Genomic DNA, 14388 nt, shown 5'->3' on the forward strand with positions numbered 1-14388 from the left:
CAACGTAAAGGCCCGGAAAACCGATGTGGAAACATATCAAGCTCGAACGCTATATCACTGCGCTTGCTTCCATGCTTAACAACCCCGCCGCGTTGGCGTTTCTGCCCGCCATAAGCCTTGCGGCCTTTTGGCTGGGGGGCGAGCGGGCGCTGGTGGTCGTTGCGCTTGGCCTACCGCTGATTTGTATTGGTGCCGCTGCGTTTGACTCTAGGACCAGCAAGCAGAAAAAGCGCCCCCGCCTTCTGGGTGGATTGTTGGCCCTCGACAGTTTTGCCGCCGAGTTGGAAGGTTTTTTTGATACCGCAACGTCCAGCGGATCAGAGTCAGCCTGCGTCCTTGTTGCGCTGGACGATTATTCTGACTTTCTGGACCACCACGGAAACTCAGCCGCAAATCACCTGGCCGATCAATTCAGTAGCCGCATTCTTACCGTTATCCGCTCGCAAGACGTAGCCACCAGGCTGGAGCCCAACAAGATTGCAATCGGTTTGCACCCCTCTCACAGCTTGGACCTTGAAGCCTGCATCCAGATGGCCGGGCGCATTCAGGCCGTTGTGGAAGAGCCTTTTGCGCTAAACGGCGCTGGAGTTTACGCATCTTGTTCGATCGGATTTTGCCTTGTGTCCAGCGTGGCCGGGGACCGGTACGAAGAATGGATCGACGCTGCCTCAGCCGCTTTAAGCGAGGCACAACGCAACGGGCTTTCGACCATTCGTGCATTTTCAAGCGAAACGCAGCGTAGGTCGCGTCTGCGGGCCAATCTGCGCAGAGAGTTAGAGGCGGCACTGGACAATGGTGAAATCCGTCCGTGGTTTCAACCTCAGGTCTCAACCGATACCGGGCAAGTCACGGGGTTTGAGGCGCTGGCCCGCTGGGAACACCCGCAAAAGGGAATTTTAGGACCTCAGGTTTTCCTGCCTTTTGCTGAGCAGGCCGAACTTATGGTAAAATTCGGTCAGACGATGCGGCGCCATGCCTTTGCCGCCATGCGCGATTGGGACCGTGCCGGGATTGCAATTCCAAGAATTGGCGTGAATTTTTCATCAGACGAGTTGCGCGATCCTGCGCTGATAGATCGTCTGAAATGGGAATTGGACCAGAATGACCTGGCGCCAGACCGGCTGGCTGTTGAGATCTTGGAAACCGTTTTTTCCCGCAGGCCAGACGATGTAATCACGCGTAATGTGACTGGTATGGCCAAGCTTGGGTGCTGCATTGATCTGGACGACTTTGGCACAGGGCATGCGTCGATCGCGTCGATCAAGCGCTTTGACGTCAGGCGCATCAAAATTGACCGATCCTTTGTTGCAAAAGCGGATCGCGACGCCAGCCAGCAACAACTTGTCAGCGCCATCCTGACGATGGCTGAGCGGTTGAACGTAGAAACGCTGGCCGAAGGGGTCGAGACCCGCGGTGAGCACGCCTTGATGGCGCAATTGGGCTGCAACCATGTTCAGGGCTTCGGCATTGGCAAGCCAATGCCGTTCGAGAACACATTTGGCTGGATTGCGGAGTATCAAAGCAAGATCACCGCAATGCCAAGGATTGAGCGAAAGACTGGCCATTAATCGTGAATTTAAGGCATAGAAACGCAAACCGTGACGAAATGTCGGGCGAATTCGCTTGACCTTTGGGCCTGCACTCTGTTGAACCCACCGAGTGTGTTTCACTGCTTAAGGTGGCTGTCCCCGATGGACGATCAAAACAAGAATCTTATCCTTGCAACCGCGCTCAGCTTTCTCGTGATCCTTGTTTGGTTCGTGCTGTTCCCCCCTCCGGAACCAACACCCACACCCAACGAGACCGAGATTGCCACTGTTGAGGGCAATGAGGTTCAAACACCCAGCGCCGCGGGCACTGGCACCGTTGGTGAGGCGACGACTGCCACCGAAGAGACCCTGCCCGATGAGCAGGCCCCGCGCGTTGAGATCGACACCCCCCGTCTGAAAGGCAGCCTGTCGCTGTCGGGTGGCCGGATCGATGAGCTGTTCCTGAAAGACTACAAGGTTTCCATCGACGATGGCGCACCAATTGTTGAGTTGCTGTATCCGGTCGGTTCAGAATCGGCTTATTACGCCCTCTACGGGTGGGCTCCTGGTGCTGGTGTTGGTGGCGCGGATGTACCCGGCCCAAACACGCTGTGGACCGTGGAAGAGGGTGAAGCGCTGAGCGTCGACACCCCAATCACCCTGAGATGGGACAACGAAAACGGTTTGACCTTCCGCCGCGTGATCTCGGTAGATGAAGACTATATGTTTACGGTCACTCAATCGGTCGAAAACAACTCGGCGACCGAGGTCGGCATGGCACCTTACGGCATCCTCGCCCGCCACGGCATCGGTGAGGATGGGGACCTGCCCGGTCTGAAAAACTTCTTCATTCTGCATGAAGGCGTGATCGGCATGGCGGATGGCACGCTGACCGAGATCGACTATGGCGATGTACGAGATTTCGATATCGACCCGAATGAACGTGCGCAGGCCGAGGTGTTCCAGATCAAAGAGGATGGGTGGATCGGTTTCACCGACCACTTCTGGATGACCACGCTGATCCCCGAGCCGGGAACCGCATTCAAGGCAGCCGCAAAGTTTGATCCGCGTCGGAATATCTATCAGACCGAAACCGTTCTGCCGACCCTGACCGTCGCTCCTGGCGCCACGGAAGAGGTCACTACGCAGCTATTCGCAGGTGCCAAGGAATGGCAGACCATCCGCGAATATCAGGCACAAGGTGTGTACAAGTTCATCGACAGCATCGACTGGGGCTGGTTCTTCTTCCTGACCAAGCCGATCTTTTGGCTGCTGCACAACATCAATGTTTTGATCGGCAATATGGGCTGGTCCATCATCGGCCTGACACTGATCATCAAGGCGATCCTGTTCCCGTTGGCGTTCAAATCCTACGTCTCGATGGCGAAGATGAAAGAGCTCCAACCGCAGATGGAGGCCCTGAAAGAGGCCGCTGGCGATGATCGTCAGAAGATGCAACAGGGCATGATGGAACTGTACAAAAAGGAGAAAGTGAACCCGGCTGCGGGCTGTCTGCCGATCCTTCTGCAGATTCCGATCTTCTTCTCACTGTACAAGGTGATCTTTGTCACGATCGAACTGCGTCAGGCGCCTTGGTTCGGGCCATTCCAGGACCTGAGCGCACCCGACCCGACCTCGATCATGAATTTCTTTGGGCTGCTACCCTGGGCTGGTCCGCAACCTGAAAGCCTGATGGCGCTGATCTTCATTGGCATCCTGCCGCTGTTGCTGGGCATTTCGATGTGGCTTCAGCAAAAGCTGAACCCGGCACCAACCGACGCGACGCAGGCAATGATCTTTGCTTGGATGCCGTGGGTGTTCATGTTCATGCTGGGCGGCTTTGCCAGCGGATTGGTGGTATACTGGATCGCGAACAACACCATAACGTTCACCCAGCAATACCTGATCATGCGCAGCCAGGGCTACAAGCCGGACGTGTTTGGCAACATCAAGTCCAGCTTCAAGCGGTCGTCAAAAGCGGATGATAAATGACGGGTGAGGTAACCCAAATTTGGCGGCACCCGATTAAAAGCCATGGTCGCGAGGCCGTGAAAACCGTAAACATGATTTCCGGGCAAACGATGCCCGGAGATCGTGTTTGGGCCGTCGCGCATGAGGCATCCACGGCAGACGGTTCGGACTGGGCTCCGTGCGCCAATTTCAGTCGTTGCGCGAAGGCACCGCAGTTGATGGCGATCTCGGCAAGCGTGGACGGAGAACGAGTGACACTGTCTCACCCGGATCGTCCAGATTTGACGTTTGCCCCTGATAGTCAGCCACAAGTTTTTCTGGAGTGGGTCAGACCCTTGATGCCGGCAGACCGGGCAGCCTCGACCCGGATTATTCGAGTGCCGGGTCGCGGGATGACCGACAGCGATTTCCCTTCGATCAGCCTATGCAATATGGCGTCTCACCGGGCGGTTGGACAAAAACTGGAACAGGACCTATCGATCCATCGCTGGCGCGGTAATATCTGGATTGACGGAATGCCCCTGTGGGAAGAGTTCGACTGGCTAGGGCGCGACGTTCGGATCGGAAAGGCAATATTCCGAGTGCGCGAACGTATCACCCGCTGCCTGGCAACAACTGCCAACCCGGATACCGGCCAACGCGATGCCGACACCCTTGGTGCTCTTGAAACGTGGGGGCATCAGGATTTTGGCGTTTATGCCGAAGTAGTCAAAGGCGGCGAAATCTCGGTTGGTGACAAGGTACAGATTATATGAGCACCCTTCCCTTTCCGCTAGCATCTGAGCCCGACGACATGGAATTGGAGCGCGGGCGCAAATTGTTCGCGGGCCCGTCCGAATTCATCAAGGGCGTGGTCGCAATGGACGGCCTGCCTGCGCCAGACAGATTAGAGGTGTGCTTTGCAGGCCGGTCAAACGTGGGTAAATCCAGCCTGATCAACGCACTGACGGGCACCAAGGGGTTGGCGCGTGCCTCTAACACACCGGGCCGCACGCAGGAGATCAACTTTTTCACCCAAGGCCCCGAGCTTTATCTGGTTGACCTGCCCGGCTATGGTTATGCCAATGCGCCGGTGAAGGTGGTGGAGAAATGGCAGCGGTTGCTGAAACAGTACCTGAGCGGCCGTCAGACCCTGCGCCGGGCCTTTGTCCTGATCGACTCGCGCCACGGGGTTAAGCCGGTCGACGCCGAAATCATGAAATTGCTGGATACCAGCGCTGTTACTTTCCAATGCGTGATGACCAAGGCCGACAAGGTCAAGGCCAAGGACCGTGAAAAGGTACTGGACCAGGTGCGTGGTGCGCTGTCGAAACATCCCGCCGCTTTTCCGGAGATCGTGCTTACCTCATCCGAAAAAGGTGACGGAATACCGATCCTTCGTTCGATCATCGCACATCTGGAATAACCCTGCCGTTTTACTATTGCCCCCTGTTGGCGTTGCGGGCCTGCCCGCTGGTAGGTTTGATCTTGCTGGCGGTGGGGGTGATTGACCTACTACCGCTCAGCAAGATCCCGGTCGTGAAACGCACGAAAAGCTGACCGAGCCCTGGCTGCGCATGCAAAACGGCCCGTTCTCTGCCGTTGTTTCCGCTATCCGGTCTTGGCACCACCCCGCAAAGGCCCTAACACGGGAGCCCAGAGGGACAGCAGCCATGAAGACAAGAGAAATGAACCGGGACTGGATCGCCACCGCCGCCACCTTGAACAGCGCTTTGCCATATCTTCAGCGCTATGATGGGGCGATTGTCGTCATCAAGCTGGGCGGTCACGCCATGGGCAGCGACGAAGCGATGGAAAGCTTTGCTCGTGACGTCGTTCTGATGCGCCAGGTGGGTGTCAACCCAGTGATCGTGCATGGCGGCGGGCCGATGATCAACGCGATGCTGAGCCAGTTGAATATCCAGTCCGAATTCGTAAACGGCAAACGCGTCACAGACAGGGCCACTGTCGAAGTGGTTGAGATGGTACTGTCCGGCCTTGTCAACAAACGCATCGTTCAGGCAATCAACAGACAGGGCGGCACGGCGGTGGGCCTGTCGGGCAAGGACGCGAACCTGATCATCTGCGATCAGGCTGATCCTTCCCTGGGTTTCGTCGGCGCACCGTCCGAGATGAACCCGAAGATCCTGCAAGATCTGTTCGCGCATGATGTAATCCCGGTAATCGCCCCCCTCGGTGCAGGTAAGAATGGTGAGACCTTCAACATCAACGGCGATACCGCTGCTGGTGCCATCGCGTCCGCGCTCAAAGCAGACCGGCTGCTTTTGCTGACGGATGTTTCGGGCGTGAAGAACGCAGGTGGCGAGGTCGTGACCGAGCTTAAGGCGGGTCAGATTCGTGAAATGACGATGGACGGCACGATCGCAGGTGGCATGATCCCAAAGACGGAAACGGCGCTGGACGCGCTGCACAGCGGTGTTCGCGCTGTGGTCATTCTGGACGGGCGCGCACCAAACGCTGTACTGTTAGAGCTGTTTACCGAACACGGCGCCGGTTCGCTGATCCGGCCAGACTAATCAACGCAGCGGAGGAGACATGACCGGACCAAACCCGACCTCCTCTTCCATTGCCTACGACCATGTGGACCAGGCGATACAGACCGTCGGCCTGATCGTCATGGGCGCGCTACATCCACGGCTGACAGGGGCAAAGCAACTGGAAGGCGGGACCTTGATCCTGCTGGGTGCCGGATCAGCGTTTTGGCCAAAGCTGAAATCCGCGCCTGAATGGCTGAGCGCACACCCCGTAGACAGGTGGTCGTCGCGTGTCATCGGTGAATTGGCGCGCGATCTCGGGGCCGAGGCGCATTTTCCGTTCGGCGGCCCACCCTACGCCCCGTTTATCGATTGGGCGCTGAAATCTGGCCGTACATTTAGTAGCCCCGTAGGCGCACTGGTGCACGACACGGTAGGTATGATGATTTCCTTCCGGGGCGCGCTGCATTTTGCCGAGGAGTTTTCAATTCCCCAAGTGACCGGTATTTCTCCGTGTGTGACCTGCGCGGCTCCATGCGCCCAAGCCTGTCCGGTGGGCGCACTGAACAACCACAGTTTTTATGACGTGGGCGCTTGCCACAGTCATCTGAGCACGGTCGAAGGCCAGACCTGCATGACCGGCGGTTGCCTTGCGCGGCTGTCCTGCCCGCTAAGCAAGAATGCAGGGCGCGATCCGGAACAATCCGCCCACCACATGAGAGCTTTCCACCCGTCATGACCCGCATGCTGATCCTGACCCGTCACGCAAAATCCAGCTGGGGTGATCTGTCCCTGGACGATCATGACCGCCCACTGAACAAACGGGGGCGCAAGTCGGCCCCGGCGATTGCCGCGTGGCTGCGTGCTAACAACTGGTTGCCTGACGAGGTGCTGAGTTCAACCTCGGCCCGCACACGCGAAACTTGGGATCTGATGAAACTGCGGGCGGAAAAGGTAAGCTTTCACCACACACTCTATCACGCCGATCCCGAAGACATTTTACACGAGCTGTCCGGTGCCACAGGGCGAACCGTGCTTTTGCTCGGGCATAATCCGGGTATCGGTGCCTTTGCAAACCGTATCGTCCGGCAAGCACCTGATCATCCCCGGTTTCTTGATTACCCGACCTGCGCAACGACCGTGATCCGGTTCGATACGACCGACTGGGCCAAGGTGCGCTGGAAAAGCGGCGCGGTGCAGGGATTTGTCATTCCGCGCGAACTTTTGGAATGAAAAAAGGCGGGGCAAAACCCCGCCTTCTTTTCTAGTTTTATCGGAATTAGTGGCCCAGAATCTGGCTCAGGAACAGCTTGGTCCGTTCGCTTTGCGGGTTGTTGAAGAACTCTTCCGGTTCATTCTGCTCCACGATCTGACCCGCGTCCATGAAGATCACGCGGTTAGCGACCTGACGGGCAAAACCCATCTCATGCGTCACGCAGAGCATTGTCATGCCTTCCTCGGCCAGCTCGATCATGGTGTCGAGCACCTCTTTGATCATCTCTGGGTCAAGCGCTGATGTGGGTTCATCGAACAGCATGATCCGCGGCATCATGCAGAGCGAGCGGGCAATCGCCACACGCTGCTGCTGACCGCCCGAAAGCTGGCCGGGATACTTGTCCGCCTGTTCGGGGATTTTCACCTTTTCCAGGAAATGCATCGCGCGCTCTTCGGCCTCTTTCTTGGGCGTCTTACGCACCCAGATCGGGGCTAGCGTGCAGTTCTCCAGAATAGTCAGATGCGGGAACAGGTTGAAGTGTTGGAACACCATGCCAACCTCGGACCGGATCTTGTCGATATTTTTCAAGTCATTCGACAACTCGGTCCCATCCACAACGATTCTACCCTGCTGGTGTTCCTCCAGCGCGTTTAAGCAGCGGATCAGGGTGGATTTGCCCGAACCCGACGGCCCGGCAATAACAATCCGCTCGCCTTGGTTCACGGTCAGATTGATATCACGCAGAACGTGGAAGGACCCATACCACTTGTTCATACCGTTGATTTCGATGGCGACCTCGTCGCTCACCTGCATTTTGGAGCGGTCGATTTCGCGGTCAATTGCAAGTTCAGACATGTGTTGAACTCCTTAACGATGATCTGTGGCAAGGCGACGCTCGAGCCACTGAGAATATTGAGAGATGCCGTAACAGACGACGAAGAACAGAAGCGCGGCAAAGCCCAGAAGCTCCCAATAGACGCCGTTCCATTGGGTCGATGCCAGGATCGGCCCGCGGATCATGCCCACGAGGTCAAACATCGAGATAACCGAAACCAGCGTGGTATCCTTGAACAGGCCCACGGCCACGTTCACGATACCTGGAATCGAAATCTTCAACGCCTGCGGCAGAATGATCAACTGCATCGCCTGCGGGTAATCAAGGCCCAGACTGTCTGCTGCCTCGTACTGCCCACGCGGAAGGGCTGCCAGACCACCACGGATCACCTCGGCGATATAGGCGGCCGAGAACATGGTGATCATGATCACAACCCGCAGGAACAGGTCGACCGTGCTGTCAGGCGGGAAGAAATACGCCAGCATCACCGAGGCCACGAACAGCAGCGTGATCAGTGGCACGCCACGGATGAACTCGATGAAGATGACGCAGACCCACTTGATCAGCGGCATGTTTGATTGGCGACCCAAAGCAAGGGCGATCCCAAGCGGCACCGACAAAGATACACAGGTCACACCAAGCATCATGTTCAGCATGAAACCGCCAAGATCGCGGCTGGGAACCGCCGTGAGCCAGGCGTTGTCTGACGCGCCTTCCGGTATCAGGGCTCCGCCGACGTTCCAGATGACCAGCGCAGTCGCGATGGCCCCAAAAAACCCGGCGGCAAAGCTGTTGCTGCCCAGTTTCCGGAAAACCAACGAGGCCCCCACACAGCCGATCAGCGCGACCAGCGGCACAAGAATGGTGCCACCCCATATCAGCCAGAAAGCCAAGAAGGGATAGACTGCCGTGAACAGAAGCATCTTACGCGGCAGATCAAAGAAAAGCACCGGCGCAAATGCCACCAACATCAGCACAAAAGCCAGATTTGGCCGCCAGTAGGCCTCCTCGGGGTATTTGAACCCGTAGATCAGTTGCGGCCACCGCTCGGTCAGAACCGCAAAACACGCACCAGTCTTACCGGCGAGAATCTCGCGGCATTCGGACAGAGAGTTTGCTTGCCACACACCGTTGAAAATCCATGGCATTGTGTTCTTTACGAGCACATAGATCAGCAGCAGAGACAAAACCGTCAGAACAGTATTGGTAACGCCCGAGAACAGATTCTCGCGCAACCACTTGACGATACCCGTTTCATTTGCAGGCGGTGGCGCTGGTGGGATGGTACCCTCGGCCACGAAAGCGATTGGGTTGGTTGTTTGGTCACTCATGGCTCAGCGCTCCTTCAACTTAACGGAGGCATTGTAGATGTTCATACCCATCGAAATCAGCAGCGACGCCGTAAGGTAGAACAACATCAACAACAGAACGCATTCGATCGCGCGGCCCGTCTGGTTCAGCGTGATACCGCCCAATGTTGCGGTGATATCCGCATATCCAACGGCAATCGCCAGCGACGAGTTCTTGGTGATGTTCAGGTACTGCGAAATCAGCGGTGGGATGATAACCCGCAAGGCTTGGGGCAGGATCACAAGGTTCATGATGCGTCCCTGACGCAAGCCCAGCGCGGCCGCAGCTTCGGTCTGTCCCTTGCTGATTGCCTGAATACCGGCCCGAACGTTTTCGGCGATGAAGGCACCGGTATAGATCGACAAGGCAAACCATAGAGCAATCAGCGGACCACCGACCTTGATACCGCCGCTGAAGTTGAAGCCTTTCAGTTCAGGGACATTCCAAGTCAGGCCCATCAGAAACATCAGGATGCCAAACGGCGCCAGCCAAACCGCAAGTTTCACAAGCATGGTTTTAGGCCGTACACCTGTTAGTTCCTGTGTTTTCGTCGCGCGTTTCTCGATCTCTCTGGAGGCAAACCACGAACCAACCAAAACCACCAGAACCAGAAGCCAGTTCAGGAAGGTTACGCCGAACAGTCCGTTGGTAAACTCCGGACGCGGAATGTACACGCCGCGATTGGTGAACGCGAACAGATCCAGCACCATGCTGGACGCCGGATCCTCGCCCCGAAAGGCGCGCGGGCTGGGCAAAACGGCGGTCATGATGAAGAAGATGATGAGGATCCAGATCAACACCGGGATGTTCCGGAAAATCTCGACATAGATCGCCATCAATTTGGATACGAGCCAGTTTTTGGACAGGCGCAGAACACCCGCGATAACGCCAAAAATCGTGGCTGTGATACACGCAAGAAACGCCACCAAAAGCGTGTTCAGCAAACCAACGATAGCAGCGCGTGCATGCGAGGACTGGCTGTCATATTCAACCAGACGCTGGTTAATGTCGTATCCGGCTGGATCGCCAAGAAATTCGTAAGAGATGTTGAGCCCGGCGGCCCGAAGGTTCTGGATCAGGTTGTTCCCAAGATACCAGATGGAAAGCGCAATAACGATTGCCGCGATCACTTGAAAGGTAAGAGACCGATAGCGGGTATCGTTTATAAGCATCGACAACCGAAAATCGGCTTTCGGCGGATCTGTCATGGTCGACATATTGTGGAGTCCCCGTGCATTTCGGGTGCTTTATGTCCGGCGAGGTTTTCCCCGCTCTTGCGACACCCGTAGCATTCTGATTTGAAAAAGGGCGCAGGTTACCCAGCGCCCTTTTCCGTGGATTTTAGCGGAACGGTGGCGAGTACAGCAGGCCGCCGTCAGTCCACTGTGCGTTCAGGCCGCGTGCCAGACCGATCGGCGTTTCCTCACCGATGTTCTTGGCAAACACTTCGCCGTAGTTACCACCGGCTTTGATCGCGCGCTGCGCCCACGTTGCGTCCAGACCCAGCATCTCACCCAGGGTGCCTTCGGAACCCAGCAGGCGGTTTACTTCGGGATTGTCGGTACCGGCTGCCATCTCGTCGATATTCGCCGAGGTCACGCCCAGTTCTTCTGCTGCAATCAGTGCGTTCAACGTCCAGCGAACCACGTCGCCCCACTCGTTGTCGCCGTGACGGACCAGCGGGCCCAGCGGCTCTTTCGAGATGATTTCAGGCAGAATCACGTGATCGCCCGAGTTTTCAAACGTTGCGCGCGTGGCCGCAAGGCCGGATGCGTCGGTCGTGTAAACGTCACAGGCACCAGCCAGATACTGCTGCTGCGCTTCGGCGTTGGTTTCGATCGGAACCGGCTCGTAGCTCATGTTGTTGATGCGGAAGAAATCCGCCAGGTTGAGCTCGGTCGTGGTGCCGGTCTGGATGCAGACGGTCGCACCGTCCAGTTCCTTGGCCGAGCTTACGCCCAGAGCCTTGGGAACCATGAAACCCTGACCATCGTAGTAGTTGATGCCGACAAACTCGAACTTCAGATCGACGTCACGGCTGAAAGTCCAGGTGGTGTTACGGGCCAGCATGTCAATCTCGCCCGAAGCCAGCGCGGTAAAGCGTGTTTTACCGGTGGTAGGAATGAACTCAACAGCCATCGGATCGTCCAGAACGGCGGCTGCGACTGCGCGGCAGACAGCCACGTCAAAGCCCTGCCACTCGCCGTTGGCATCAGGGCTGGCAAAGCCGGGTACACCGGTTGCAACGCCGCAGTTCAACTTGCCGCGTGCTTTGACATCGTCGGCGGTCCCTGCCGCAGCTGCGCCAGCAGCCAAGCCGGCGATCGTTGCCACGCCCAAGATTACGGATTTTTTCATTTTTACCTCTTCCTGATTTGCCGTCCCGGTCCAGGGACGGTTCTGTCCAGCACCTTTGGTGCCGGAAAGGTTTCCCCAAAGGTGTCTCCCCTTTAGTGGGCATGAGTTTGGGCGTAATCATAAACAAACGTCAAGGGCCGGATCAGGGAAAACGATGAGTCATCTCAAAGATGACTCGCCCGACGTTGGAAAATTGGGCTTTGTGGGATCAAACCGAGATGTCAAAGAACTTTTTGGCGTGCAAAAACGCAGTCCTTTTTGTTTCTGAAACAGCGTGCGCCTCGTCATCATGGCCCCATTGTTCAATCTGCCAAAGCTCGTCGAGCCGGGAAATTCGCCAGATTTCTTCCGCGGCACGCCAGTTTTGGGCCGCAGCGAACCCAAGGATCAGCGACCCAGACAGGCTGACAAGATCGTGAAAGGCAGCCAGCTGGAAATCGTTAAGTTCATGAACTCGCTGCCTTAGCGGGGTCAGCGCCATTTCAGATTGCGGCTGATGAAGCACACCGACCACGGGCCGCAACCGTACTGAGAGCATGTCAGCCGCCCAGTCAAGGGCCGGGTCCCACTGTTCGGCCTGACGCTCTTGCAACTCTTGCGGGTGCGTTGCGCGGTAACACAGCAAATCCGAATCGCCATAGTCGGCAAGCATATCCGCAACTTCGGCGTGTTGGTGGCGCACCTTGTCGATCGCGGCATTTGCCGACCGTGTGAACGGCATCGCTGTCGGGTCAATCACATCTTGCTGAGCGTCCCATTCCGCAGCGACCTCTTCCGCCATGGAACGCGTCGGTAGGATCAAGGCAGCCTTGGCCGGGGTTTTGACTCGGCGACCGTCCAGCTCGACGGTGTAGCCTCCTTCGGCGTCGACCACCGCACTCTCGGTCCAAAATCGTTTCGGCTTCCAGTCGCTCATGCCTTCAGGTCCAAATTGTGTCCAGCGTCCCTTGCAGCTGGTCAAAAGTTTCAATTAAGCAGGTTGCCCCGTCCAGCGCCGACCTGTCGTGGTAGCCCCATGTCACGCCGACGCTCGGGACACCCGCGGCGCGCGCCATGTCCATGTCGAACCGGGTGTCGCCGACCATCACAGTATTGGACGCGCTCACCCCGGTTTCGCCGCGCGCCGTCTCGATCATCGAAGGATGCGGCTTGGACGGATGGTGGTCCGCGACCTGCCGGGTCACAAAATAGCGCTCTAACCCATGTGCCTCAACCAAAGCATCCAGCCCGCGCTGCGATTTTCCAGTCGCCACGCCCAACAGAATTTCGGGGACGGCATGCAATGCCTCAATGGTATCGCGCGCACCGGGGTAGAGCGGTGAACTGGCGGCGCCCTGTTCAAGCCGCTGCGCGTGATAGGCCTGTTTATAGCCCTCTACAAGCCGCCGCTGATCGGCACCCGTACACTCGGGCACCAGGCGCGCCATGGCATTGGGCAAGGACAGCCCCACGATGGACAAAATCGCCTCTCGTTCAGGGACCGGCAGCGACAACGCATCGAAACTGGCGGTCATCGCCGCCACGATACTGCCCTGACTGTCGACCAGCGTGCCATCGACATCGAACAGCACCAAACGCAAAGGTGCGCTCATTGTAGGTCCTCAAACGGATCGTCGGCCGCCAGATCCTCAGTCCATCCGAAAGTGTCCCAGCTTTGTTTCATATGGTCTGGCAGCGGTGCCGTGACGGTGATGGTCTTGCGGGTTACCGGATGCTGGAACGACGCTTGCCGGGCGTGCAGGTGCAGCTTCTTGCTGATGATCCCGCCAAGTTGCGCGCCCCAGCCATCGCCAAGGTTCTCTTGCCCCGATCCACCGTATTTCCCGTCACCGATGATCGGATGTCCGATCGCTGCCATATGCGCCCGCAACTGATGTGTGCGGCCCGTGATCGGCTCCATCGCCACCCATGAGGCGCGCCCTGCCACCCGGTACAATGTTGCATAGAGTGTGTGCGCCCGTTTCGCGCCCGGCGTGTCGTTGATTTCGTTCAGATGCACGGCGATCATCTTTTCGCCCTCACCCTGCTTGCCGTGACCCGAGGCCTTGACCAACCCGGTCATGATCTCACCTAGGTATGGGGTCGGCACCCCGGCCACCAGCGCCCAGTAGATTTTGCGCGTGTCGCGGTGACGGAAAGCTGCGGTCAACCCCTTGGCGGCATCGCGCGTACGCGCCATCAGCAGAACGCCCGAGGTGTCCTTGTCCAATCGATGCACGAGGCGGGGGTTCTCATCATATCCAAAGCGCAGAGCCTCGGACAGGCTGTCCACATGGCGCGTCTGGCCGCTGCCGCCCTGCACCGGCAGACCATGCGGTTTATTCAGCGCCAACACATGATCATCGCGGTAGATCACGCAGGACTGGATCATTTTGGCATCAGCCTCTGACACAGCCTTTTTGACCTCGGCGGGCTTGTGATCGGCGTCAGGCAATGGCGGTACGCGTACGACCTGACCAGCCTCAAGCCGGGTCGAGGCCTTGACGCGACTGCCTTCAACCCGCAACTCGCCCTTGCGGCACATCTTTTCGATGCGACCCTGACTGACATGGGGAAACAGACGGCGCAGCCAGCGGTCAACCCGCTGGTCGCCATCACCTTTTTCCACGGTGATCATCTGTACGCCGCTCATGCCGATATCTCCTGCGCCGCACG

At 57.5% G+C, this 14388-nt stretch carries 14 protein-coding genes; 7 read left to right on the forward strand and 7 right to left on the reverse strand.

Features of this window, described 5'->3' with window-relative positions:
- Nucleotides 1–23: 23 nt before the first annotated feature.
- The 7 genes from AVO44_RS19140 to AVO44_RS19170 all read left to right on the forward strand — a co-directional run bounded on the left by AVO44_RS19140 (nucleotide 24) and on the right by AVO44_RS19170 (nucleotide 7207).
- Nucleotides 24–1568, forward strand: a complete 1545-nt coding sequence (locus AVO44_RS19140; RefSeq protein WP_068340689.1) for a putative bifunctional diguanylate cyclase/phosphodiesterase — start codon at nucleotides 24–26, stop codon at nucleotides 1566–1568.
- A 123-nt stretch (nucleotides 1569–1691) separates the two neighbouring features.
- A complete protein-coding gene (gene yidC, locus AVO44_RS19145; RefSeq protein ID WP_068340692.1) occupies nucleotides 1692–3521 on the forward strand; it encodes a membrane protein insertase YidC in 1830 nt (609 codons plus the stop codon).
- Nucleotides 3518–4255: an MOSC domain-containing protein gene (locus tag AVO44_RS19150; RefSeq protein WP_068340695.1), complete on the forward strand. Its 738-nt coding sequence runs from the start codon at nucleotides 3518–3520 to the stop codon at nucleotides 4253–4255. The genes yidC and AVO44_RS19150 overlap by 4 nt, the downstream gene beginning before the upstream one ends.
- Nucleotides 4252–4905, forward strand: coding sequence for a ribosome biogenesis GTP-binding protein YihA/YsxC (gene yihA / locus AVO44_RS19155; RefSeq protein WP_068340699.1), 654 nt, complete (start codon nucleotides 4252–4254; stop codon nucleotides 4903–4905). Before AVO44_RS19150 ends, yihA begins: the two co-directional genes overlap by 4 nt.
- Nucleotides 4906–5152: 247 nt before the next feature.
- Nucleotides 5153–6016 carry an acetylglutamate kinase gene (gene argB, locus AVO44_RS19160; RefSeq protein ID WP_068340700.1) on the forward strand — a complete coding sequence of 288 codons (864 nt, stop codon included), beginning with the start codon at nucleotides 5153–5155 and terminating at the stop codon, nucleotides 6014–6016.
- A 19-nt stretch (nucleotides 6017–6035) separates the two neighbouring features.
- Nucleotides 6036–6713 (forward strand): ferredoxin, encoded by a 678-nt coding sequence (locus AVO44_RS19165; protein ID WP_068340701.1) that lies wholly within the window; start codon nucleotides 6036–6038, stop codon nucleotides 6711–6713.
- The gene (locus AVO44_RS19170; protein ID WP_068340702.1) at nucleotides 6710–7207 is read left to right on the forward strand and encodes a SixA phosphatase family protein; all 498 of its coding nucleotides are present in this window, start codon (nucleotides 6710–6712) and stop codon (nucleotides 7205–7207) included. The genes AVO44_RS19165 and AVO44_RS19170 overlap by 4 nt, the downstream gene beginning before the upstream one ends.
- A 46-nt stretch (nucleotides 7208–7253) precedes the next feature.
- Here AVO44_RS19170 and AVO44_RS19175 read toward each other — a convergent pair whose 3' ends face one another.
- From AVO44_RS19175 to AVO44_RS19205, 7 genes are all read right to left on the reverse strand, one after another.
- On the reverse strand, nucleotides 7254–8045 hold the full coding sequence (locus AVO44_RS19175; protein ID WP_068340703.1) for an amino acid ABC transporter ATP-binding protein: 792 nt from the start codon (nucleotides 8043–8045) through the stop codon (nucleotides 7254–7256).
- Nucleotides 8046–8057: 12 nt separating this feature from the next.
- Nucleotides 8058–9356: an amino acid ABC transporter permease gene (locus AVO44_RS19180; RefSeq protein WP_068340705.1), complete on the reverse strand. Its 1299-nt coding sequence runs from the start codon at nucleotides 9354–9356 to the stop codon at nucleotides 8058–8060.
- A gap of 3 nt (nucleotides 9357–9359) precedes the next feature.
- Nucleotides 9360–10592, reverse strand: a complete 1233-nt coding sequence (locus AVO44_RS19185) for an amino acid ABC transporter permease (RefSeq protein WP_068340706.1) — start codon at nucleotides 10590–10592, stop codon at nucleotides 9360–9362.
- A 124-nt stretch (nucleotides 10593–10716) separates the two neighbouring features.
- On the reverse strand, nucleotides 10717–11733 hold the full coding sequence (locus AVO44_RS19190; protein ID WP_068340708.1) for an amino acid ABC transporter substrate-binding protein: 1017 nt from the start codon (nucleotides 11731–11733) through the stop codon (nucleotides 10717–10719).
- 208 nt (nucleotides 11734–11941) lie between these two features.
- Nucleotides 11942–12649: an ATP12 family chaperone protein gene (locus AVO44_RS19195; protein ID WP_068340710.1), complete on the reverse strand. Its 708-nt coding sequence runs from the start codon at nucleotides 12647–12649 to the stop codon at nucleotides 11942–11944.
- Between the two features lie 4 nt (nucleotides 12650–12653).
- The gene (locus AVO44_RS19200; RefSeq protein WP_068340712.1) at nucleotides 12654–13325 is read right to left on the reverse strand and encodes an HAD-IA family hydrolase; all 672 of its coding nucleotides are present in this window, start codon (nucleotides 13323–13325) and stop codon (nucleotides 12654–12656) included.
- Nucleotides 13322–14365, reverse strand: a complete 1044-nt coding sequence (locus AVO44_RS19205) for an RluA family pseudouridine synthase (protein ID WP_068340792.1) — start codon at nucleotides 14363–14365, stop codon at nucleotides 13322–13324. Before AVO44_RS19205 ends, AVO44_RS19200 begins: the two co-directional genes overlap by 4 nt.
- Nucleotides 14366–14388: the final 23 nt, after the last annotated feature.

The organism is Ruegeria profundi (genome assembly GCF_001507545.1).
Taxonomy (GTDB): domain Bacteria; phylum Pseudomonadota; class Alphaproteobacteria; order Rhodobacterales; family Rhodobacteraceae; genus Ruegeria; species Ruegeria profundi.

Bases quoted from the DNA above. Each gene is read 5' to 3' on its own strand.
- AVO44_RS19140 (WP_068340689.1), top strand. From the start codon at position 24: ATGTGGAAACATATCAAGCTCGAACGCTATATCACTGCGCTTGCTTCC.
- yidC (WP_068340692.1), top strand. From the start codon at position 1,692: ATGGACGATCAAAACAAGAATCTTATCCTTGCAACCGCGCTCAGCTTT.
- AVO44_RS19150 (WP_068340695.1), top strand. From the start codon at position 3,518: ATGACGGGTGAGGTAACCCAAATTTGGCGGCACCCGATTAAAAGCCAT.
- yihA (WP_068340699.1), top strand. From the start codon at position 4,252: ATGAGCACCCTTCCCTTTCCGCTAGCATCTGAGCCCGACGACATGGAA.
- argB (WP_068340700.1), top strand. From the start codon at position 5,153: ATGAAGACAAGAGAAATGAACCGGGACTGGATCGCCACCGCCGCCACC.
- AVO44_RS19165 (WP_068340701.1), top strand. From the start codon at position 6,036: ATGACCGGACCAAACCCGACCTCCTCTTCCATTGCCTACGACCATGTG.
- AVO44_RS19170 (WP_068340702.1), top strand. From the start codon at position 6,710: ATGACCCGCATGCTGATCCTGACCCGTCACGCAAAATCCAGCTGGGGT.
- AVO44_RS19175 (WP_068340703.1), bottom strand. From the start codon at position 8,045: ATGTCTGAACTTGCAATTGACCGCGAAATCGACCGCTCCAAAATGCAG.
- AVO44_RS19180 (WP_068340705.1), bottom strand. From the start codon at position 9,356: ATGAGTGACCAAACAACCAACCCAATCGCTTTCGTGGCCGAGGGTACC.
- AVO44_RS19185 (WP_068340706.1), bottom strand. From the start codon at position 10,592: ATGTCGACCATGACAGATCCGCCGAAAGCCGATTTTCGGTTGTCGATG.
- AVO44_RS19190 (WP_068340708.1), bottom strand. From the start codon at position 11,733: ATGAAAAAATCCGTAATCTTGGGCGTGGCAACGATCGCCGGCTTGGCT.
- AVO44_RS19195 (WP_068340710.1), bottom strand. From the start codon at position 12,649: ATGAGCGACTGGAAGCCGAAACGATTTTGGACCGAGAGTGCGGTGGTC.
- AVO44_RS19200 (WP_068340712.1), bottom strand. From the start codon at position 13,325: ATGAGCGCACCTTTGCGTTTGGTGCTGTTCGATGTCGATGGCACGCTG.
- AVO44_RS19205 (WP_068340792.1), bottom strand. From the start codon at position 14,365: ATGAGCGGCGTACAGATGATCACCGTGGAAAAAGGTGATGGCGACCAG.